At 71.6% G+C, this 19,106-nt stretch carries 22 protein-coding genes; 9 read left to right on the plus strand and 13 right to left on the minus strand.

The genetic code is table 11. The annotated features are described in order from the left end of the window. Window positions 1-6: 6 nt before the first annotated feature. The 3 genes from HZS55_RS20965 to HZS55_RS20975 all read right to left on the minus strand — a co-directional run bounded on the left by HZS55_RS20965 (window position 7) and on the right by HZS55_RS20975 (window position 2,226). Window positions 7-285: a type II toxin-antitoxin system HicB family antitoxin gene (locus HZS55_RS20965; protein WP_179909477.1), complete on the minus strand. Its 279-nt coding sequence runs from the start codon at window positions 283-285 to the stop codon at window positions 7-9. A 51-nt stretch (window positions 286-336) separates the two neighbouring features. Beyond that, the gene (locus HZS55_RS20970) at window positions 337-1,032 is read right to left on the minus strand and encodes a GNAT family N-acetyltransferase (protein WP_179909478.1); all 696 of its coding nucleotides are present in this window, start codon (window positions 1,030-1,032) and stop codon (window positions 337-339) included. Between the two features lie 66 nt (window positions 1,033-1,098). Beyond that, complete coding sequence (locus HZS55_RS20975; protein ID WP_179909479.1) at window positions 1,099-2,226, minus strand: ORC1-type DNA replication protein; 1,128 nt, start codon at window positions 2,224-2,226, stop codon at window positions 1,099-1,101. Between the two features lie 189 nt (window positions 2,227-2,415). Here HZS55_RS20975 and HZS55_RS20980 point away from each other — a divergent pair, with 189 nt between their 5' ends. The 3 genes from HZS55_RS20980 to HZS55_RS20990 all read left to right on the plus strand — a co-directional run bounded on the left by HZS55_RS20980 (window position 2,416) and on the right by HZS55_RS20990 (window position 4,284). Then, window positions 2,416-2,736, plus strand: coding sequence for an NUDIX hydrolase (locus tag HZS55_RS20980; protein ID WP_179909480.1), 321 nt, complete (start codon window positions 2,416-2,418; stop codon window positions 2,734-2,736). A 468-nt stretch (window positions 2,737-3,204) separates the two neighbouring features. After that, complete coding sequence (locus tag HZS55_RS20985) at window positions 3,205-3,777, plus strand: cysteine hydrolase family protein (RefSeq protein ID WP_179909481.1); 573 nt, start codon at window positions 3,205-3,207, stop codon at window positions 3,775-3,777. After that, a complete protein-coding gene (locus HZS55_RS20990) occupies window positions 3,778-4,284 on the plus strand; it encodes a GNAT family N-acetyltransferase (protein ID WP_179909482.1) in 507 nt (168 codons plus the stop codon). 194 nt (window positions 4,285-4,478) lie between these two features. Here the strand turns inward: HZS55_RS20990 and HZS55_RS20995 are convergent, their stop codons facing one another. From HZS55_RS20995 to HZS55_RS21005, 3 genes are all read right to left on the minus strand, one after another. After that, window positions 4,479-5,369, minus strand: a complete 891-nt coding sequence (locus HZS55_RS20995) for a hypothetical protein (protein WP_179909483.1) — start codon at window positions 5,367-5,369, stop codon at window positions 4,479-4,481. 416 nt (window positions 5,370-5,785) lie between these two features. Continuing rightward, window positions 5,786-6,598 (minus strand): MOSC domain-containing protein, encoded by an 813-nt coding sequence (locus HZS55_RS21000; protein WP_179909484.1) that lies wholly within the window; start codon window positions 6,596-6,598, stop codon window positions 5,786-5,788. 92 nt (window positions 6,599-6,690) lie between these two features. Next, window positions 6,691-7,335 (minus strand): helix-turn-helix domain-containing protein, encoded by a 645-nt coding sequence (locus tag HZS55_RS21005; RefSeq protein ID WP_179909485.1) that lies wholly within the window; start codon window positions 7,333-7,335, stop codon window positions 6,691-6,693. A gap of 82 nt (window positions 7,336-7,417) precedes the next feature. Here HZS55_RS21005 and HZS55_RS21010 point away from each other — a divergent pair, with 82 nt between their 5' ends. Then, window positions 7,418-8,359 (plus strand): alpha/beta fold hydrolase, encoded by a 942-nt coding sequence (locus HZS55_RS21010; RefSeq protein WP_179909486.1) that lies wholly within the window; start codon window positions 7,418-7,420, stop codon window positions 8,357-8,359. Window positions 8,360-8,384: 25 nt separating this feature from the next. Then, the gene (locus HZS55_RS21015; protein WP_179909487.1) at window positions 8,385-9,236 is read left to right on the plus strand and encodes an alpha/beta fold hydrolase; all 852 of its coding nucleotides are present in this window, start codon (window positions 8,385-8,387) and stop codon (window positions 9,234-9,236) included. Window positions 9,237-9,404: 168 nt separating this feature from the next. On the opposite strand, the gene HZS55_RS21020 is transcribed toward HZS55_RS21015, so the two are convergent. The 6 genes from HZS55_RS21020 to HZS55_RS21045 form a co-directional block, all read right to left on the minus strand. Further along, window positions 9,405-10,733, minus strand: coding sequence for a cobyrinic acid a,c-diamide synthase (locus HZS55_RS21020; RefSeq protein WP_179909488.1), 1,329 nt, complete (start codon window positions 10,731-10,733; stop codon window positions 9,405-9,407). Next, complete coding sequence (locus HZS55_RS21025) at window positions 10,730-11,548, minus strand: cobalt-precorrin-7 (C(5))-methyltransferase (RefSeq protein WP_179909489.1); 819 nt, start codon at window positions 11,546-11,548, stop codon at window positions 10,730-10,732. Before HZS55_RS21025 ends, HZS55_RS21020 begins: the two co-directional genes overlap by 4 nt. 80 nt (window positions 11,549-11,628) lie before the next feature. Further along, window positions 11,629-11,778 carry a hypothetical protein gene (locus tag HZS55_RS21030; RefSeq protein WP_179909490.1) on the minus strand — a complete coding sequence of 50 codons (150 nt, stop codon included), beginning with the start codon at window positions 11,776-11,778 and terminating at the stop codon, window positions 11,629-11,631. 122 nt (window positions 11,779-11,900) lie between these two features. Further along, entirely contained in the window at window positions 11,901-12,359 is a 459-nt protein-coding gene (locus HZS55_RS21035) for a DUF5518 domain-containing protein (RefSeq protein WP_179909491.1), read from the minus strand. 79 nt (window positions 12,360-12,438) lie between these two features. Beyond that, complete coding sequence (locus HZS55_RS21040) at window positions 12,439-14,355, minus strand: excinuclease ABC subunit C (RefSeq protein ID WP_179909492.1); 1,917 nt, start codon at window positions 14,353-14,355, stop codon at window positions 12,439-12,441. Between the two features lie 84 nt (window positions 14,356-14,439). After that, window positions 14,440-15,318, minus strand: coding sequence for a hypothetical protein (locus HZS55_RS21045; protein WP_179909493.1), 879 nt, complete (start codon window positions 15,316-15,318; stop codon window positions 14,440-14,442). 116 nt (window positions 15,319-15,434) lie between these two features. Here HZS55_RS21045 and HZS55_RS21050 point away from each other — a divergent pair, with 116 nt between their 5' ends. The 4 genes from HZS55_RS21050 to HZS55_RS21065 all read left to right on the plus strand — a co-directional run bounded on the left by HZS55_RS21050 (window position 15,435) and on the right by HZS55_RS21065 (window position 18,635). Beyond that, on the plus strand, window positions 15,435-16,109 hold the full coding sequence (locus HZS55_RS21050) for a hypothetical protein (RefSeq protein ID WP_179909494.1): 675 nt from the start codon (window positions 15,435-15,437) through the stop codon (window positions 16,107-16,109). An 88-nt stretch (window positions 16,110-16,197) separates the two neighbouring features. After that, entirely contained in the window at window positions 16,198-16,461 is a 264-nt protein-coding gene (locus HZS55_RS21055) for a hypothetical protein (protein WP_179909495.1), read from the plus strand. A gap of 96 nt (window positions 16,462-16,557) precedes the next feature. Beyond that, complete coding sequence (locus HZS55_RS21060) at window positions 16,558-17,604, plus strand: ABC transporter ATP-binding protein (RefSeq protein WP_179909496.1); 1,047 nt, start codon at window positions 16,558-16,560, stop codon at window positions 17,602-17,604. Beyond that, complete coding sequence (locus tag HZS55_RS21065; protein ID WP_179909497.1) at window positions 17,601-18,635, plus strand: ABC transporter permease subunit; 1,035 nt, start codon at window positions 17,601-17,603, stop codon at window positions 18,633-18,635. The genes HZS55_RS21060 and HZS55_RS21065 overlap by 4 nt, the downstream gene beginning before the upstream one ends. Window positions 18,636-18,775: 140 nt before the next feature. Here the strand turns inward: HZS55_RS21065 and HZS55_RS21070 are convergent, their stop codons facing one another. After that, on the minus strand, window positions 18,776-19,081 hold the full coding sequence (locus tag HZS55_RS21070; RefSeq protein WP_179909498.1) for a hypothetical protein: 306 nt from the start codon (window positions 19,079-19,081) through the stop codon (window positions 18,776-18,778). Between the last annotated feature and the right edge of the window lie 25 nt (window positions 19,082-19,106).

Raw genomic sequence — 19,106 nt, forward strand, 5'->3', positions numbered from 1 at the left:
CAGCAGTCAACGAAGAAACTCGGGGAGCGGTCCGTCGGCGTCGCGCTCGTCCGGATCGACATCGAGTTCGTCTCGAAGGAACTCGTCGGGGTTTTCGATGGACTCGCCGCCGCCCTCGTGGAGTTCGAGTACCTCCGCGAGCTGTGCGAGCGCCTCCGCGCGGCTGTCGCCACCGCGTGCGAGCCCCGTCTCTAGGTCCCGTGCGGTGACTGTCCCGTCGTCCTCCCGGACGAACTCGACGCCGTCGGGACCGTCGCCGTCGGGGTCGTCGGTCGCGCTTGCCATACGCAGACGTTGCTCGGTTTCGGCGATAAACCTTCGCCCGTCAGCACCGGACTATTTCAATTCGACCAGCAGGCTCCGTGCGACCCGTTCGAACCCGAGTCCCCCGGCCAGCGCCACAGAGGCCGTCCACCGTTCGACCGTCCGATACTCCACGAGATGCCCGCGGTCGAGCGCGTGGGCGGTCGCCGCAGAGACCGCCGCCTTGGCGTGCCCCTCGCCGCGGTGTGCCGGGTGCGAAGCGACCGCGAGTTTCGCCACACCGTCGACGACGCCGTACTGGACCGCCGCGACCGGTCGGTCGGCTCGAAGCACTGCGAACGTCGGTACGTCGGCATCGACAGCGAGTCCCGAACGCACCCACTCCTCGACCGGACAGGGGTCGCGGAGCCAGTCGAGTCGACGGGGCTCGATCCGCCGGACCCCGCGTTCGACGGGATCGAAGGTGGTTTCGTCGCAGTACTCGACGAACTGGGGACCGAGCACGTCGTCGACTGCCGCCACGGGTTCGACCAGCGCCCGTGCCCCTTTGCGGTCGATATCGAACGGGACGTGGTCGGCGTGCTCCCGGAGCGCCTCGAGAAATGCGGGCGGTGCGCCGACGGCCCCGCCGCTCTCCCAACAGAGAATTTCGACGCCGTTCTGGCCCCATTCCGTCACCGTCGTCGCCGAGTCGAAGACCGACTCGGGGCGGCAACCGATGATGTCGGCCCAGTGGCGCCTGGCAGTTCCACGGGCATCGGAGTGCATATCGAACCGAGCGCTCGCGCGTGAAAAAAGCGTTTGCAGGCCCTGTGAACGAGTGTCGGACGTCCCTCAGAGCCGCTCCAGCACCGCGTCGGCGTCGTAGTTCAGCGTCAGTTCCCGCGAGCGGCCCCGTCCCTCCACGTCGGCGTAGCTGGCGGTGATGATCCCCAGCTGGTCGAGCTTGTTCGTCACCTCGGAGTAGCGGGTGTAGCCCAGCCCGGTCTCGTCGTTGAACACGTCGTAGATGTCGCCGGCGCGCTTGCCGTCGTGCTCGGCGATCACCTCCAGCAGGGCGCTCTCGGCCTCCGAGAGTTCCTGCAGGCGCCGCGAGAGGTGGACGTACTTGGACTTGTCGTAGGCCTTCTCGACGTCCTGCATCTCGATGGCCTTGCTCGCGCGCATCTCGGCGTTGAGCCCCGCACGGCGCATCAGGTCGATGCCGACGCGCAGGTCCCCGCCCTGTTCCTCGGTACACTCGGCGACCCGGTCGAGGACCGGCGCGTCCATCACGCCCTCGTGGAACCCCCGGTCGACCCGCTCTTCGAGGATGTCGACGATCTCCGTCTGGTCGTACTTCGGGAAGTACACGTCCTCCGGACGGAAGACGCTCTGGACGCGCGTGTCCAGCGCGTCGATCACGTCGAGATCCAGGTCCGAGGAGATGCAGACGACGCCGATCTTCGCGCCGCCCTGCTCCTCGTGCGCGCGCAGGAGCGAGTAGAGGGTGTCGGAGGCCTCGTCCTCGTAGAAGAGGTAGTTCACGTCGTCGAGCGCGACCGCCAGCACGCGGTCGTCGTCGACCAGCTGGTCGGTGATCTGGGAGAACAGCTTCTTGAACGAGATGCCCGAGGAGGGCGGCTCGTAGTCGAACACCCCTTCGAAGAGCCGCGAGAACACCGAGTACCGGGTGGAGTTGACCTGGCAGTTGACCCGCACCGTCTTCACGTCGGTCTGGGCGCGCAGTTCGCCGAACAGCTTCTGGACCGCCGTGGTCTTGCCCGTCCCCGGCGGCCCGCGCGCGACGACGTTGAGCGGTCGCGAGCCCCGGACGGCAGGGCGGAGCGCGTACTTCAGCGTCTCCATCTGCGTGTCGCGGTGGAGAAACGTCTCCGGCAGGTAGTCGATCTCGAAGACGTGTTCGTCGCGGAACACCGACTCGTCCCACGACAGCATCCCCTCCTCGGGGTCCTCCGTCATTACTTTCACCACGCTCCCCGCGCCACTTAACCGTTTGCCAGTCGGGGCGAAAGTGGAACGCAACCGCCAGCAGACGGTATGTTTTCCCGACCGTCGGGCCGAAAACTGGTCGGCGTCCCGCGGAACCGCCCTGGGCTCGACGGAAGTGAAGCGGGCGTCGGGCGGTTCGACGAGTGGTGTCGCGCGGCGATGGATCGAAGCCGAGCCGGCGGGACGCTCCCCCAGTATGGAGCCGACCGAGGCGACGCTCTGCCATCCCGTCGTCGACGACTCGATGCACGTCCACGTCTTCGCCGCGACGGCGTCGAGAGCGAGCCCGAGACGACCGAGGAGGCCGTCCCGGAGTGGTACCCCACGGAGGCGGTACCCTACGACGAGATGTGGATCGACGACCGGGTGTGGCTCCCGCATCTCGTCGCCGGCGAAACCTTCCGCGGGACGTTCGTACTGAGCGACGACGGCGAGTCACTGGTGCGCTACGAGATGGACATCGGCGTCGCCGTGGAGTGAGTCGGCGGTCAGTGCAGAGTGTTGTGGTTGCAGTGCGGTCGGCGCGTGCTGTCGAGCGTGCCCGCCTTTTGGCGGGCCGCTCGAAATAGCCGCGCGAGGGATGAGAGAGCCGAAGGCGAGCGAATCGGCTGGGGAGGCTCGTGGCTGCCTGCGGTGCTGTGCGGGGCAGTTACCGTTGCGGTGCCGTGCGGTCCCTGGTGGACTGAACGGGCGAGGCGTGCTCGCGCCGGTAGTCGCCTGAGCGGCCACTATCCGCGCGGGCGGTGCCGAGAGCGCGGATATCCCGCTCAGCGACCGCGAGCGCGTCGAGGACGTTCATCGCGTGCTGTCATCTGCAGTCACGATCGTCCCCGTTTCTTCCACGAATGAGCAACTCGAAACCACTGCTCAACTCGCAACCCGAACAGACCATCGTCGCGATGCTCCCGGCAGGGCTTTTGCGTCGTCGCCACGTAGCGCCGGCCAGTCATGCAACTCGACGCCGACAGCGCGGCGGTCGTCGTGGTGGACATGCAGAACGGGTTCTGCCACCCCGACGGCAGCCTCCACGCACCGGGGAGCGAAGACGCGATCGAACCCGTCGGCGAGGCGGTGTCGACGGCCCGCGAGGCGGGCGCCGAGGTCGTCTGGACCCGCGACGTACACCCGCCCGAGCAGTTCGAGGACGCCCACTACTACGACGAGTTCGACCGCTGGGGCGAACACGTCCTCGAAGGCTCCTGGGAGGCGGAGATCGTCGACGGGCTCGACCCCCGTAAGGAGGACCTGGAGGTCGTGAAACACACCTACGACGCCTTCTACGAGACCCAGCTGGAGGGGTGGCTCGACGCCCACGACATCGACGACCTGGTGATCTGCGGGACGCTGGCGAACGTCTGCGTGCTCCACACCGCCTCCAGCGCGGGCCTGCGAGACTACCGGCCGGTGCTGGTCGAGGACGCCGTCGGCCACATCGAGGAAGGTCACCGCGAGTACGCCCTGGAACACGCCGATTTCCTGTTCGGCGAGGTCGCGCCGCTGGCCGACATCGAGTTCGCCTGAATGGATCCCGACACCGATCCCGGTCGGCTCCGCAGATACGAACCGCGGGACCGAGATGCCGTCTGGAGTCTGCACCGGACCGCGCTACGCGACGCCGGCTCGAACCCCGAAGACGTGCCCGACAACGACGACATCCGCGCTATCGAGGCGAACTACCTCGACACAGGCGGGGAGTTCCTCGTGGTCGAAGTCGGCGGCCAGGACGGGGACGGCGAGGTCGTCGCGATGGGCGGGCTCGCCGTCGAGGGCGAGGAGATCCCCGACGGAGCGGGCGAACTACTGCGGATCGCGGTCCACATCGACCACCAGCGCGAGGGCTACGGCGGCCGGGTCGTCGCCGGGCTGGAGGACGCGGCCCGCGAGCGCGGGCTCGACCGGGTGTTCCTCTGGACCGCCCAGCGCCAGCGGTCGGCCGTCCGCTTCTACCGCTCGCGAGGCTACGAGGGCACCGACCACCGGACCGAGGGCGAGTACGAACTGCTGCGCTTCGAGAAGGCGCTGGGCTAGCGGGACGCTCGGACGGACGGATCCGCCGGTCAGCGTCGTCTGACCGCGAGCGCCGCCGCGAGTGCGAGCGACGACCGTCGCGGTCTCGCGATCGGGCATTGCGAGCGATCGGCGCGGACGCAGGATATCTCTTCTAGTCAGAACAAACTGTTTTCGATAGGGCGAGCGTCCGGGTCGGGGGAACCGCGCCTCGACTATCGCCGGCGGAACTCGACCGAGACGGCGTCGCCGACGGAGAGCGACATCGACTCGTCGACGAGTTTCACGGCCGCCCGTTCCCGGCCGAGCGCGAGCGCCAGACCGGTGATCGGTTCGCCGTCGGCCAGCACCGTCGGGTCCGTCCAGGCCACGTCGCGGCCGTCCACGCTCCCGACGCGCTCGCCGAGGAGGAACGCGTCGGACGGCCGGCCCCGGGCGCGGAGCAGCCCGCCGCAGTCGTAGTGGGGGAGCCCGCCGTCGAGGACTCCGATGGACTCGCCCCCCGCGTCCGTCGCGGCGAGGCCGGCGAAGCGCTCGCCCGGGGCGGGGTGGGTCGGCGAGTCGAGGACCGCGTAGGTGTCGCCCGCCGCGACCACCGTCCCGGTCCCGTCCCAGTCGAGCGCGTCGACGCCCAGCGTCGGGTCGATCTCGACCGGCAGCGACCCCGCGGCGCGGTGGTGGTTCGCGCCGTGCTCGCGAAACCCCAGGTGGAGGTGGTTGGCGACCCACGGCGCGAAGAACCCGGCGCGGACGAGTCGACCCAGCGAGTCGCCCACTGCGACGCGCTCGCCCGGTTCGACGGCGGGGTCGACGTGCAGGACGCGCGCGACGGCGTCGCCGGCGTCGACGAGGATCAGGTGGTCCTCCTCGGCCGCGTACGGTCGTGACGGCGCCCGCACGGTCCGGGTCTCGACCACCTCGCCCGCGACCGGCGAGGGCGCGTCGATCCGAGGGCCGTCCTCGGGGTTCGGCCGGAGCGTGTCGCCGCCGGCGTCGCCGGGGTACAGGTCGACTGCGCAGCCGCGGTCGTGGGCGTCGAACGGCGAGTCGTAGAGGGTGACCCGTCGGAAAGGGGCGAGCGACTCGGCGGACAGCGTGACGGCCATCGGCGGCGGTTGGGCGAGCGGACACATTACGGTCGCGCTTCCGGGTCGAACGCGGACCACGCCGCTCGCGGCCCGAACCGAACACTCCCTCGGGGTCGCCGACAGGGATTTGACCGCGAATTCGAATATTCGGACGATACGCCGGTGCGGCGGCGACGCTGACACTCACCGGTACCCTCCCGGTCGGCGATAGCGCGACGAACGACTCCGCGGAGACCGGCCGCTTCGGCGGGCGGGCCACGGCGACGCCGGCCAGCGACGCGACGGTGACGGTCCCCCGACGGCGTCGAGGCGGCCGACCGAACCCGCGGGGCCGCCCGCACCGGGCAGAACCCGGTTCCGTATCGCGATATGGGATTTATCCCAGTTCGCACACCCCTCTCTCGTCGGTTCGAACACGAACGAGAACCGGTTAGTCAGGCGGGGTCAGCGGCGGATTCGCGGTCGCAGGCGACGCGGTCGCCCACGGAGAGCGTCGCGGGGGCGCCGGGGACGCGGGTGTTGACCATCAGGCGGTAGAAGTGGTCGTACCAGTCGCGGTCGACCCACTCGGGGAGGGTCGCCCGGCGGCGCTCGACGAACCGCTCGCGGAACCCGTCGTCGGACTCCCCGGTGTCCGGGTCCCGCGTCGGAACGACGCAGCGCTGACAGGGGTTGACGCCGGCGAACTCGACGCCGCCGACCGAGAAGCCGACGGTCGACGCCCGGTCGGCGTACAGCCGGTCCTCCCAGAAGGCGGGCGCGTCGACGACGAGGTTCGGCCGGAAACGCCGCCGCAGTTCCGCCGCGTCGACGGCCGGGCGGCCGGACTCGCCGTCGAACCACGACGCGACGGCCTCCAGGGTCGCCGTCGAGATGAGCGTCGGGCCGCCCGCCGACGTGTCGTCGGGGTGCCCCTGTTCGTCGTCGCGTCGGACGGTCACGTCGTAGCCGAAGAACTCCGAGAGCCACGCTTCGAGTTCGCCGCGGTCGGCCTCGGGGTCGAATCGGGCCCACTCGTCGCTCCCCTGCTCGCGCAGACGGACCTCGCCCGCGCCGAAGTCGAACTCGGAGCGGATCCGGTGGACCCGTCGTTCGTTTTTCCCGTTGACGTAGTCGCCGTCGGCGTCGAACAGCGCGTAGCGGCGGTCGGACTCGATGGCGCCCGAGTCGGCCAACCGGACCGACTCGACGGGTTCGGGGTCGAGCGACTTGACGGGGTAGACCCGGATCTCGGAGAGCGGTGGCATACCTCCCGTTCGCGGCGCCCGCCCCTTCAGGTTGCGGTTGCCGCGACGCCTGCCGCCGGCCGAACGCGTGCGGCCGTGGCGGGCCGGGGCGGTCACGATTCGCCGGCGAACGCCGTCAGGACGGCCGACTCCGCCCGCCGCAGGAGTTCCCCCGCCGTGCTGGGTGCGCAGTCCAGTGCCGTCGCCACGTCCGCGACCGAGCCCGACCGGTCCACGTCGTAGTAGCCGACGGCGACGGCGGCTTCCAGCGCCTCTCGCTGGCGGTCGGTCAGCCGCGCGGGCTCGGGCCAGCGGCGGAACTCGCGGACGCGAACGACCTCGGTGTCGAAGGCGGCGTCCAGATCCCGGTAAAACTCCGCGAGCGCGTCCGACTCGCCGACGGCCTCGAACCGCGCCGCGCCGGACCCCCGGAAGGAGACGGGCGGGACGAAGGCGACCCGTGAGTCGGCGACCGCTTCCAGCGCGGCCTCGGGGAGTTCGTAGGCCGACTGCCGGACGAACGCGTAGGTCCCCCCGTCGGCGGCCACCAGCCGCGTTTCGGTCGCCGAATCGACCGCGTCGAGCACCTCGTTCACGGCCGCCGGCTCCGCGTCGAACCAGGTGAGCGTGGTCACGTCGGCCGTCGGCCCCCAGATCAGCAGCTCGGCCCGCGTCACCGGCCCGTCACCCGTCAGTCGCCGATGGAGCGGGTGGGCCGCCTCAGGCGGGTACGTCGTCTCGAAGGTGACCTGCCGCATCGCTCGCTCCGTCGTGCTCAATATAAAAGACCGTACTGATCCGGGACAACGACCGAGGGTCCGGCTCGCCTACGATCGATCGATGACTCACTCGACGCCCGCTCGTGAGCGTCCCAACGGGACCGACACCCTGTCGCCGGAAGCCGGGGGGAGCGGCGCCGCCCCGACGGCAGCGGACGCCGAGGACCCGCGAACGGTCGAGTACGGGACGGCGGGGCGGCGGCTGGCCTACGGCGAGTGCGGGACGCCCGACGGCGACCCGGTCGTCTTCCTCCACGGGACGCCCGGGTCGCGACGACTGGGCGTGCTCGTCGACGACGCCGCGCGCGCGGCCGGGATTCGTGTGCTCGCCCCTGACCGGCCGGGGTTCGGCCGCTCGACGGACTGGTCGGGGCGCCGGCCGACAGACGCGCCCGCGTGGGTCGAGCCGCTGCTCGCGGACGCCGGGGTCGAGCGGGCGCGCGTCCTCGCGTTCTCCGGCGGCGCGGCCGACGCGCTCGCGCTCGGAGCGACGCGGCCGGACCTGGTCGATCGGATCGACCTCGTCTCCGGAGCGGCGCCGCCGTCGGTCGCCGCGGCGACGCCGCGACTCCAGCGCCTCCTGGGCCGGCTGGCGGCGACGACGCCGCGACTCCTCGGGGCGATCCTCCGGGGGCAGACTCGGCTGGCCGAGCGGACCGGACCGTCGACCGTCCTCGCGCAGTACACCGACGACCCCGGCCAGATTCCGGCCGACGCGGCCGAACTCGTCCGCGCGGACTTCCTCGAAGCCCTCGGCCGCTCGCGCGACGGCGCGGTCACCGAACTCGCCTGGATCGCCGAGGGGTGGGGCGTCTCGCCGGCGGACGTGACGGTCCCGGTCCGTCTGTGGCACGGGGGCGGCGACGCGAACGTGCCGGTGGAGGACGCCGAGCGCCTGCGTGACCGGTTGCCCGACGCCGAGCTGACCGTCCTCGACGGCGACCACCTGACGACGCTGCTGGACGCCCGGTCGCGCGCGTTCGATACCGCGCCCCGGGGTTGATTGCCCCGGCGCCCGATCGACCGGTATGGTCGAGCGACGCCACGAGACGGCCGTCGTCGACGGTCACCGGATCCACTACCTGACCGCCGGGGACCCGGGGGATCCGCCGCTGGTGCTGTTGCACGGCGGGATCGTCGACGCCGCGGGCGTGAGCTGGGGCGCCGTCCTCGAACCGCTCGCCCGGGAGTACCGCGTCGTCGCGCCCGACCTGCTCGGCTACGGCCGCAGCGCCAAGCCCGACGTGACCTACTCGCTGGATACGCACGTCGACGCGGTCGCGGCGTTCGTCGAGACGGTCGGCCTGGAGCGTCCCGCGGTCGCCGGCATCTCGATGGGCGGCGGCACTGGGCTGGGACTCGCGCTCCGGTCGCCCGAGCTGGTCGACCGCCTCGTCCTGCTCGACAGCTACGGGCTCGGCCGGGAACTCGCCAACGGCGGGCTCACACGCCTGCTGTCGAAACAGGGGGTGACCAACAGACTCGCTATCGCGCTGATGCGGCGGAGCCGCGGGTTCACGAAGGCCAGCCTGGAGAATATCGTCCACGACACCGACCGCCTCTCCGCCGACGCGGTCGACGCCGTCTGGGCGGAGGCCAAACGCCCCGGCGTCGGGACGGCCTTCCGGAGCTTCCGAGCGGCGGAAGTCGGACCCGAGGGCTACCGGACGGACTTCACCGACCGGCTGGGCGGCCTCGACACCCCGACGCTGCTGCTCCACGGCGAGTTCGACGAGGTGTTCCCCCACCGCTGGAGCGAGCGCGCGGCCGCCCGGCTCCCCGAGGCCGAGTTCCGACTGCTCGACGACTGCGCCCACTGGGCGCCCCGCGAGCGACCGGACGCCGTCGTCGACCTGATCTCGGGATTCGTCCCGCGGTAGCCGCCCGTCTTTCGGGATATCTCCATTCTACACACCGAGCGACCGATTCGTCGCCGTCTCCGTACTGTGGGTCGTCCCGCTCGCCCGCGGACGATAAACTGTATTTCGCGATAGGAAAATCAAGCCACGCGGGGAACGGCGGGGGACGATCGGACGGGCGAAAACCGGCTACAGCGCGTCCAGGAAGGCGTCGATAGCGCCGCTCTCGGGGTGGCAGTGGCAGTAGGTCCCGAGCGTGCGGTACTCAGTGAGTCCGTCGCGGCCGTCGTCGATGCCGTCCCCGCGTTCCACGTCGAACGCGAAGCGGGCGTCCTCGGCGGTGTCGGCCGAGGAGTAGTGGAACTCGTGGCCCCGGCGGCGCTCGCCCGCCGCGGCGGTCAGCGTGTCCGTCCGCGCCTGGAGTTCGACGTGGTCCAGCGCCCGGTAGCGCTCGTGCATCGCCACGTCGGCCGGCAGGACGCCGGCCATCTCGTGGGTCTCCCCCGCCGTGGTCGTCAGCGACTCGGAGAGGGCCATCAGCCCGCCGCACTCGCCGAAGACGGGGAGGCCGTCGGCGGCGCGGTCGGCCAGCGTGTCGAGCGCGGGGCTCGCCGCGAGGTCGGCGGCGTAATTTTCGGGGTAGCCGCCGGGCAGGTAGACGCCGTCGCAGTCGGGCAGGCCCTCGCCGTCGGCGGGCGCGAACGGGACGAGTTCGCCCCGCTCGCGGATCCGTTCGAGCGTCGCCGGGTAGACGAACCGGAAGGCGTCGTCGCGGGCGACGGCGACGCGCGGGCGGGCCGTGTCCTCGTCGACCGAGGGGATCGTCCCCGTCGGCCGGCCGCCCGCCCGCTCGGGTTCGGGCGGTTCCCGGGCCACCGCACGCAGGCGGTCGACGCGGAGGTGCTCGGCGGCGGCGTCCAGCGCGCCGTCGCCGAGCGGCGACTCGTCGCCCATGTGGAGGCCGAGGTGGCGGTCGGGGATCTCCAGGTCGTCGTCGGGCGCGATCCGGCCGAAGTAGGTCAGCCCGTCGGGCAAGGCCTCGCGGATCCCCTCGGCGTGGCGGCCGCCGTGGGCGCGCTGTGCGATCACGCCCGCCACGTCGATGTCGCGGCCGGCGTGGGCGGCGTACTCGCGGAAGCCGACGGCGGTGGCGGCGACGCTCTCCATCCCCGCCTTCGCGTCGACGACGAGGACGACCGGGAGGTCGAGCGCCTCGGCGACCATCGCCGTCGAGGAGCCGTCGCCGTCGTACAGCCCCATGACACCCTCGACGACGCACACGTCGCCCTCGCCGCGGTGGTAGTTTCGCCGCAGTCCGGCCTCGCCCTGGAGCCAGCGGTCGAGCGTCCGCGAGGGTCGGCCCGCGACCCGCTCGTGGTGGCTCGGGTCGATGAAGTCGGGGCCCGCTTTGGCGGGCTGGACGGCGACGCCCTCGCGGTCGAGGGCGCGGATCGTCGCCAGCGTCGCGACGGTCTTGCCGACGCCGGAGCTCGTCCCGCCGAGGACGAACCCCTTCATTCGTCGCTACCTCCGACCCGCTCGGGATCGGAGCTGTCGGCCCGGACGACGAGCACCGACAGATCGGAGAAGGGCGTGTCGTCGGGACCGCCCCCGCCGGCGTGGGCCGCCAACTCGCCGAGCGCGGCCCGCGTCACCGCCTCGTCGTCGTGGGTGAGTCGCTCGTAGACGAGCGCGGTGAGGGCCGGATCGGCGCCGGCGTCGAGCAGGTCGGCGGCGATATCGCCGGGCATCAGGTCGTAGGGCCGCGGGAGCACCAGCAGGTGGCGGTCGCCGACGGCGGCCCGCAGTCGCTCGCGGTCGGCGGTCAGGTCGCCTCGCCTGTGGAGCGTGACGAACGTCGCGTCCTCGATCGGCGTGCGGGCGCGACTCGCCGCGACCTGGACCGCGGAGATCCCCGGTACGACCTCGACGGGGCGGTCGACGGCCCGTTCGACGCGGCCGAGGAACTGGTACCCCGAGAAATTGGGGTCGCCCATCAGGACCGCCGTCCCCGCGGCGCCGTCGGCGACCCGCTCGGCGAACGCGGCCAGGGTCTCGCCCTGGTCGTCGTAGCCGCAGGCGAGGGGCTCCCCGTCGATCCGCTCGCGGACGTAGTCGACGACCGTCTCGAACCCGACGACGGCGTCGGCCTCGCGGATCGCCCGCTCCCCGCGCGGGGTGAGATACTCGGGGGTCCCGGGACCGATGCCGACGGCGCGGACCGGATCGGCGCCCCGCGGTCGTCGGTCGGTCTCGGCGACCGGCCGTTCGGGCGCCGCGGCGGCGACGGACTCGGGCGGACGGTCGTCGTTCGTCGGAGATGTGTCGGTCACGATATCGGGGCCACGGCGGGCGCCCCGTTGACCGTTTCGGACCGGCCGGACGGATCGGTAGACCGGCCGCGTCAGGACGGTCAGTAGATCCGCCGGGTCACGAAGACGAGGACCCCCAGCACCAGCAGGCCGATCCCCCAGTAGAGCGATGGGTACGGCAGATATTCGAGCAGGAGCGTGACGATGCCGGAACTGATGAGCGACCAGCCGATGGTCGTTCGGTAGGCCATGGTCGACCGGTCGGCCCGCCCGCGGTTAGTTACCCGCCGGTTTCGCTCGTAGCGCGAGCCTACCGGTCGACGGGGGCGTCGAAACGCCGTAGTACGGGTTTCGACAGCCTGAGGGCGCGATATCAGGCGCTCGCGGTCGACGGGCTCTCCCGCCCGACCTTCCCGCAGATCCAGGAGCCGACGACGCCACCGAGGAGACCAGCGATCGCCGCAGTACCGAGGACGACGGCGCTGAAGACGACGAACAGCAGTCCCGTCGCGGGCGCGAACGACCACGCGTCGGCGAAGCTCTCGGCGCTGGTGCGTATCGCGGGAGCGATCCAGACGTAGCCGGCCAGGCCGCCGATCACGCCGGCTCGGAGGCCTGCGGCCCCCGCGTCTGCGGCGTACCGACGGGCGAGGAAGCCGGCGATCAGGCCCCCGACGACGACCGCGTTGAACGAGAAGTGGTCGCTCGCGCCGGAACTCCAGTAGACGGCGAGCGTGAGCGGCATCGACACCGCGCCGCCGACGAGGGCGTACTGCCACGTCCGCGAGAGCGATCCGGGCGGGAGGCCGGAACCGGGACCAGTTCGGGACATAGCCGTTGGGTTGACAGTACTTCGCGCGCCGACATAAATCACGCGTCGCTCGACGGGGACGGGATCCGTCGGTCCACGCCTACAGCCGCTCGGCGAGCGTCCCGGCGGTCTTGGCGCCGACGCCGTCGACGCGCTCCAGTTCCTCGCGGGAGGCGCCGCGGACGTTCTCGACGCTGCCGAACCGCCGGAGGAGCCGCTTGCGCGTCTCGGGGCCGATCCCGTCGATGTCGTCCAGCACCGTGGACACGTCGTCCCGCAGCGTCTGGTGGTACTGGACGGCGAAGCGGTGGGCCTCGTCGCGGGCGCGCTGGAGGAGGTGGAGGTGGCCGGCGTCGTCGGGCCAGTCGTAGACGCCTGACGGGGTCACCACGAGTTCCTCGTCCTTGGCGAGCGCGACCGCGGGCACGTCCCAGCCCGCCGCCGCCAGCGCGTCCCGCGCGGCGCCGAGTTGGCCCTCGCCGCCGTCGATCAGCAGCAGGTCGGGGTCGGGCCGCTCGTCGCGACCCTCGACGGCGCGGTCGGCGCGCCACCGCACCAGCGACCGCATGTTCGCGTAGTCGTCGTTCTCGTCGGCGAGTTTCTTCCGGCGGTAGTCGGCCTTCTCGGGCTCGCCGCCGACGAACGTCACGTCGCTACCGACCGCCGACTTCCCCTGGGCGTGGCTCACGTCGAAGCCCTCGATCCGTTCGACCCGCGCGTCGAGGCCGAGCGCGTCGGTCAGCGCCCGGCCCTCGTCGTCGCGGCGGTCCCTGCGGCGGGCGTTCTTCAGCGCCAGGTCGACCAGCGTCGCCTCGCGGCCGGCGCCGGGCACCCGCAGGGCGACGCCCTCGGCATCGAGCCACCCCTCCAGGTCGCCGTCGTCGGGGTGGTCCGAGCAGAGGACCGCGTCGGGCAGCTCCCGCTCGGCGTAGTACTGCGCGATAAACGCCGCGAGCACCGCGCCCGCCCGCTCACCCTCGGGCGCGTCGAGGGTGTGCCGTTCGCGGTCGACGAGCTTGCCGTCCTCGCTGTGCAGGCGCGCGACGGTCGCCCGTTCGCCCTCGACGGCGACGCCGAGCACGTCCACCGCGCGCTCGCGGTCGGGGTCCTCGTGGCGCCCCTCGCTCGCGACGGCGTCGCCGGCCTCGCCGTGGATCGCCTCCACGGCGTCCAGCCGGTCGCGGAGGTTCGCCGCCCGCTCGAACTGCTGGTCGCCGGCCGCCGCCTCCATCTCCCGGCGGATCGGGTCGGCCAGCGCGCCCGTCTCCCCCTCGAAGAAGCGCTCGACCGCTTCCACGTCGCCCACGTAGGCCTCGCCGTCCACGTCGGTCTCGGGGACGCAGGGGCCCGAACAGAGCCCGATGTCGTGGTCGAGACACGGCCGGTCGCGGTTTTCGAACTTGTGGTCGGAACAGCCACGCAGGCCGTAGGTCTCCCGGACGGCCTTGACCACGGTTTCGAGCCGGCCCTTGTCGGTGAACGGCCCGAAGACGGTGGCACCGGGGTCGGGGTCGCGGGTGATCTCGATCCGGGGGAACTCGTGGACGGTCAGCTGGACCAGCGGGTAGGACTTGTCGTCTTTCAGCCGGACGTTGTAGCGCGGGCGGTGGCGCTTGATGAGGTTCGCTTCCAGCAGCAGCGCCTGGGTCTCCGTGTCGGTGACCGCTACCTCGACGGATTCGGCCTCGGCGACCATCCGCCGGATGCGCTCGCTTCGGGGGTCCCCGTAGGAGCGTACCCGACTCCGCAGGTCGACCGCCTTCCCGACGTAGAGGACCCGTTCGTAGGCGTCCGTCTCGGCCAGGTCGGAGTCCGTCCGGGGTTCGGAGGCGCCCCCGTTCGCGTCGTCGCCGTCGGTCGGGCTGTCGCTGCCCGCCGCACCGTCGCCGCTCGTCGGATAGGCGTCGGCGTCGCTCCCGCCCTCCCGGCGCCCCCGGGACTCCCGGACGAGGAACTGGTAGACGCCCGGCTCGGCGGGCAGGTCGCCGGCTCGGTCCCGGACCGCGTCGGGATCCATCGCCCGTCGGTAGCGACTCTGCGGATTTGAACCCTGCGTCCGCGGGCCGACCGGGCTCACCCGCGCCCGTCGCCGCCCGCCGTCTCACTCGCTTGTCTCGCGCTCGCCGGTCCCCATCACCTCGTCGACCTCCTCGGAGAAGTCCGCCCGGCCGGTCTCGCGGACGGCGCGGTCCACCTCTGACGCCTCGCGCTCGCTCGAACCGGCTCCGCCGGCGATCCCCCCGCTACGGACGGCGCCGGAGTCGCCGGCCAGCGGATCCCCGTCGCCGGTCCGCGGATCGCCGTCGCTCGTCGGCGTGTCGCGAACGCTCGCGTCGTTCGCCCCGCCGGTCTCGGCGGTCCCGAACAGGACGACTTCCAGGTCGGCGACCGCGCCGTCGATCGTCTCGTCGTCGGCCGGGACGCGGATCGGGTCGGCGTCGCCGGCGACGCCGACTTCGAGCACGCGGTCGCGGGTCAGCAGGTAGACGCCGAAGACGAAGACGGCGAACAGCACCAGCAGGGCGCCGATCGTGCGGGCGAACTCGTCGGTACGGGCGATCAGCGAGAGGAACCGCTGCAACATCGCGAGTAATCCGCCCATCCCGAGCTGGCCGGCGCCCGCGCCCGCGAAGGCGTCGGTCGGAACGAACGACCCGAAGTCGACGAAGACGCCGACCGCCAGCAGGACGGCACCGTAGATACCGAGCCGGCCGCCGTGTCGGATGAGGTTGTCCTCGCCTTCGTGGCCGGCGCGCACGTCGGCGACGTTCGGCAGCTCGACCGCGCGGTAGTTCTCCCCGTCGCCGTCCGGAGTGAACGCCAGCAGCCGATGCGAGGTGACGACGACGCGGTTGTCCTCGCCCAGTTCGAGCCGCTCGCGGACCGACTCCCCGTCGTACAGCAGGTCGTCGACCGACCCGGCCCACGCCCGCCCACCCGTCCCCCGGACGCTGTCGACGAACCGCCGGAGTCGGGACATATCTCCCCCTGTCGCGCGCTAGGTCTTGAAACTGTGGCCCGGAGTCTCGCGATCGATACGCGGGACAGTCGGGTAGGCACCTCATTACTACCTCGGTGACCGCGCGAACGCGACGCATGTTCGACGCCCTCCGGTCGAAGCCGGTCGCGGCGGCCTGTCGCTGGGCGCTGGTCGTCGCGGTCACCGGCGTCGAGGCGGCGGCGCTGTCGGTCTGGTTGGCGCTGCTCGTCGGGGCGACCCCCGTCTCGCGGGCGGTCGCCGTCGGCGTAGTCGTGCTCGCCGCCGGCCTCCTCGTCGGCCAGTTCCTGATCGACGTGGCCGTCAACGGGCCCGCCGTCGGGTTCCCGCTCGGACGGACGCTCGGCGTCGCCCTCAGCGAGACCGCGCTCTGGACGGGGTGGCTGGCCGCCGTCGCCGCCCTCGGCGGCCCGCGCGGCGCGTTCGTCGGCGGCGTCGCCTTCGCCGTCGCGCTCGCCGTCCAGCACACCGCCGAGGTCGACGCCCTCCGCGGGGCGCCGCTGGGGTCGCGACTCGTCGACCCCAGCACCGTCGGCTACAGCCTCGTCACCGCCGCCGGGGCGACCGCCTGGCTCTCCCTGGAGACGGGACTCGCGAGCGTCGGCCCGCTCGCCGGCCTCGCCGCGGACGCCGGCTTCGCGCCCGAAACGGTCGGGTTCGTCGCGCTCGCCGGCGCGTTGCTGGTCGAACACGTCGTCGGCGTCGCGGTCGCGCGTCGCGAGTGCGCCGAGCGGACGGCGCCGACCTGGTTCCGCCGGCGTTCGTGGACGTGAGCGCGGCGGCCGGGCGCCCCCGGAGACGCGGTCGCCCGCGACTGTCGGATCCGCTGGCTACAAACCCGCGCGCGTTCCACGTGAGGGTATGAGCGACGACACCGTCAGGTGCTGGCTGGTCGACCGGATCTCCCGCGACGAGAACCTCGTCACGCTGGTGTACGCGACCCCCGACGGCGAGCGCCAGCTCACCAAACAGCTCTCCTTCCGGTTGCTCTCGCGCAAGCCCACTACGGCGGCCGTCGACGTCGACCCCGAGAAGCTGGAGCCGACGGCCGACGACGAGCGCGAGCGCTACGCGACGCAGGCCCGGTCGATGGCCGACTCGCACGACCCCGACGACGAGGTCTGAGCCGGTCGCCGGCCCCGTCGCCGACGCTCGCGGATCCGTCCGTCGGAGGCCGAGAGTGTATCAAAACCTAAATCGGAGGGCGCGAAAGGCCCGGCCATGCCAGCGATCGAACTCGACGGCGTGGCGAAACGCTTCGACGACGTCACCGCCTTGCGGGGGGTCGACATGACCGTCGAGGACGGGGACGTGTTCGGGTTTCTGGGGCCCAACGGCGCCGGCAAGACGACGACCATCGACATCCTCCTCGATTTCGTCCGGCCGACCGCCGGCTCGGCCGAAGTCCTCGGGATGGACGCCCGCGAGGACTCGGAAGCCATCCGGGAGCGACTGGGGGTGCTCCCGGAGGGCTATGACCTGTACGACCGGCTGACCGGCCGCCACCACATCGAGTTCGTCGGCGAGGCCAAGCGGGCCGACCCCGACCCGGAGGCCATCGCCGAGCGCGTCGGCCTCGACCGCGAGGACTTGGACCGGACAGTCGAGGGCTACTCCCGCGGGATGGCCCAGCGGCTCGCGCTGGGGATGGCCCTCGTCGGCGAACCGGACCTGCTTATCCTCGACGAGCCCTCCTCGGGACTCGACCCCAACGGCGCGCGCCTGATGCGCCGGATCGTCCGCGAGGAGAACGAGCGCGGCGCGACGGTCTTTTTCTCCAGTCACATCCTCGGACAGGTCGAAGCCGTCTGCGACCGCGTCGCAATCCTCCAGGACGGCGAGGTGATCGCCGTCGACACCGTCGAGGGGCTGCGCGAGGCGACCGACACCGGGACGCGCCTGGTCGTCAGCGTCGCCCCCGACGACATCGAGGCGGCCGCCGACGCCGCCCGCGACGTCGACGCCGTCGAGGACGCCGCCGTCGAGGGCGACGACCTGGTCGTGACCGTCGACAGCGACGCGAAGATGACCGTCCTCACCGCCATCGAGGACGCCGGGGTCGCGGTCGACGACTTCGAGACCGAGGAGGCGTCGCTGGAGGACCTGTTCGCCGCCTACACCGACGCGGGGGCCGACGCCGCCCCGGCGGCGACCGCGGGCGGCGGGAGCGATGCGGACGCCGACGGCGACGACGGCGACGACGCCGACGACGCCGACGGTGGTGCGGAGGGAGAGGCCGACGGCGAAGACGGAGGTGAGGACCGATGAGCGCGGATTCGGGGAACGAGAGCGGCGGTCTCGACGGCGCGCTCCGGGACGCGTTCGACTGGTACCCGGTCGCCAAAAAGGAGTTCCGCGACGCCATCCGGTCGAAGGGGCTGTGGGTTCTCTCCTTCCTGTTCACGGCGCTGTTCGTCATCCCGGCCGCGCGCAACTGGTGGACCCTGCGCGGTGCCCAGCAGGTGCCGCGCCGCCTGCAGGAGTTCGGTCTGCAGACGGCGATCTCCCGGCCGTACCTGGACATCGTCACGCTGCTGGTGCCCATCGTCGTCATCTTCGCGGCCTACGCGGCGGTCTCCGACGAGCGCACCAGCGGGTCGCTGAAGGTCCTCCTGTCGCTGCCGTTCTCCCGCCGCGACGTGATCGTCGGGAAAGTGGTCGGCCGGAGCGCCGTCGTCGGCGTCCCGCTGCTCGCCGCGCTCGGGCTGACGGGCCTGTTTTTCGCCGTCTCGCCGTTCACGTTCAAGATCGGCGTCTTCGCGTGGTTCGTCCTGTTCACGGTCGCGTTCACCCTGGTCTTCACCGCCTTCGTCGTCAGCATCTCCGGCGCGATGTCGACGAACCTCCGGTCGCTGGCCGGCGCCGGCATCGTCTACTTCTATCTCTCCTTCGGCTGGAACGCGCTCGCGAACTCGATCGGCGACGTGCTCGCCAACTACGCCGGAATCGAGGGCGCGCTGCGCTGGCAGATCGTCCTGTTCGTCAAACTGCTGAGCCCGACCCAGGCGTACAAGACGCTGACCAACTCGATGCTCGGCGAGGGCGCGGGCGCCGCGACGACCGCCCGCTACGGCATGTTCCAGCAGAGTCAGGAGGCCATGAGCACCATCTGCGGCGGCGTGCTCGGTGGGACCCCGTCGGTCCGCCAGACCATGTTCGGTAACCAGACCGTCTGCGAAGCGGGCGGCTCCGGCGTCCCGTTCTACTTCTCGGACCCCGCCGTCTTCGCGAGTTTCCTCGTCTGGATCGGCCTCGCCGCCGCGATCAGCTACTACACCTTCGACCGGGTGGACCTCTAACCGTCGTTCGTTCCGGTCGTATCCGATTCGTTCGTTCCGGTCGTATCCGATTCGTTCGTCCCCTCCGGTGGCGCTTTGCTCCGAGATCGGCGACTCCGACAGCGCTCGCCGTCCCTGTCGAGAGCCGTGGCGCCGTCGTGCTAGAGTGCCGCGCCGAACAGCCCCAGGACGGTCTGGAGGAGGAGGAACACGAGCGCGAGCACGAAGAGCGCGACCACTGTCACGATGACGACCGTCTGGAGAGTCGAGTCCTCGCTCGTAGCGGCCCCGTCGCCCCTGCCGACTTCGCCGTCGCCGTCGATGTACCCCATCGACCGAAGTGTTCCGGTCGCGGAGTCGTCCGGGCCCTCCTCCCCCACGTCGACGTTTCCATCTGCACCCCCTGTCTCGGAACTGTTCAGCTCCCCTCTCCCGCGGTCCGGTCCCCCGTCGCCGTTTCGGCTCATATGTATTCGAGTCGACAGACGGGGA

The sequence above is a fragment of the Halosimplex rubrum genome (assembly GCF_013415885.1).
GTDB lineage: Archaea > Halobacteriota > Halobacteria > Halobacteriales > Haloarculaceae > Halosimplex > Halosimplex rubrum.

Coding starts and splice junctions, on each gene's coding strand:
- HZS55_RS21065 (WP_179909497.1), top strand. CDS start 17,601: ATGAGCGCGGATTCGGGGAACGAGAGCGGCGGTCTCGACGGCGCGCTC.
- HZS55_RS20975 (WP_179909479.1), bottom strand. CDS start 2,226: ATGACGGAGGACCCCGAGGAGGGGATGCTGTCGTGGGACGAGTCGGTG.
- HZS55_RS20970 (WP_179909478.1), bottom strand. CDS start 1,032: ATGCACTCCGATGCCCGTGGAACTGCCAGGCGCCACTGGGCCGACATC.
- HZS55_RS21040 (WP_179909492.1), bottom strand. CDS start 14,355: ATGGATCCCGACGCGGTCCGGGACCGAGCCGGCGACCTGCCCGCCGAG.
- HZS55_RS21000 (WP_179909484.1), bottom strand. CDS start 6,598: ATGCCACCGCTCTCCGAGATCCGGGTCTACCCCGTCAAGTCGCTCGAC.
- HZS55_RS20965 (WP_179909477.1), bottom strand. CDS start 285: ATGGCAAGCGCGACCGACGACCCCGACGGCGACGGTCCCGACGGCGTC.
- HZS55_RS21050 (WP_179909494.1), top strand. CDS start 15,435: ATGTTCGACGCCCTCCGGTCGAAGCCGGTCGCGGCGGCCTGTCGCTGG.
- HZS55_RS21055 (WP_179909495.1), top strand. CDS start 16,198: ATGAGCGACGACACCGTCAGGTGCTGGCTGGTCGACCGGATCTCCCGC.
- HZS55_RS21005 (WP_179909485.1), bottom strand. CDS start 7,335: ATGCGGCAGGTCACCTTCGAGACGACGTACCCGCCTGAGGCGGCCCAC.
- HZS55_RS20995 (WP_179909483.1), bottom strand. CDS start 5,369: ATGGCCGTCACGCTGTCCGCCGAGTCGCTCGCCCCTTTCCGACGGGTC.
- HZS55_RS21070 (WP_179909498.1), bottom strand. CDS start 19,081: ATGAGCCGAAACGGCGACGGGGGACCGGACCGCGGGAGAGGGGAGCTG.
- HZS55_RS20990 (WP_179909482.1), top strand. CDS start 3,778: ATGGATCCCGACACCGATCCCGGTCGGCTCCGCAGATACGAACCGCGG.
- HZS55_RS21020 (WP_179909488.1), bottom strand. CDS start 10,733: ATGAAGGGGTTCGTCCTCGGCGGGACGAGCTCCGGCGTCGGCAAGACC.
- HZS55_RS21010 (WP_179909486.1), top strand. CDS start 7,418: ATGACTCACTCGACGCCCGCTCGTGAGCGTCCCAACGGGACCGACACC.
- HZS55_RS21035 (WP_179909491.1), bottom strand. CDS start 12,359: ATGTCCCGAACTGGTCCCGGTTCCGGCCTCCCGCCCGGATCGCTCTCG.
- HZS55_RS21045 (WP_179909493.1), bottom strand. CDS start 15,318: ATGTCCCGACTCCGGCGGTTCGTCGACAGCGTCCGGGGGACGGGTGGG.
- HZS55_RS20980 (WP_179909480.1), top strand. CDS start 2,416: ATGGATCGAAGCCGAGCCGGCGGGACGCTCCCCCAGTATGGAGCCGAC.
- HZS55_RS20985 (WP_179909481.1), top strand. CDS start 3,205: ATGCAACTCGACGCCGACAGCGCGGCGGTCGTCGTGGTGGACATGCAG.
- HZS55_RS21015 (WP_179909487.1), top strand. CDS start 8,385: ATGGTCGAGCGACGCCACGAGACGGCCGTCGTCGACGGTCACCGGATC.
- HZS55_RS21060 (WP_179909496.1), top strand. CDS start 16,558: ATGCCAGCGATCGAACTCGACGGCGTGGCGAAACGCTTCGACGACGTC.
- HZS55_RS21030 (WP_179909490.1), bottom strand. CDS start 11,778: ATGGCCTACCGAACGACCATCGGCTGGTCGCTCATCAGTTCCGGCATC.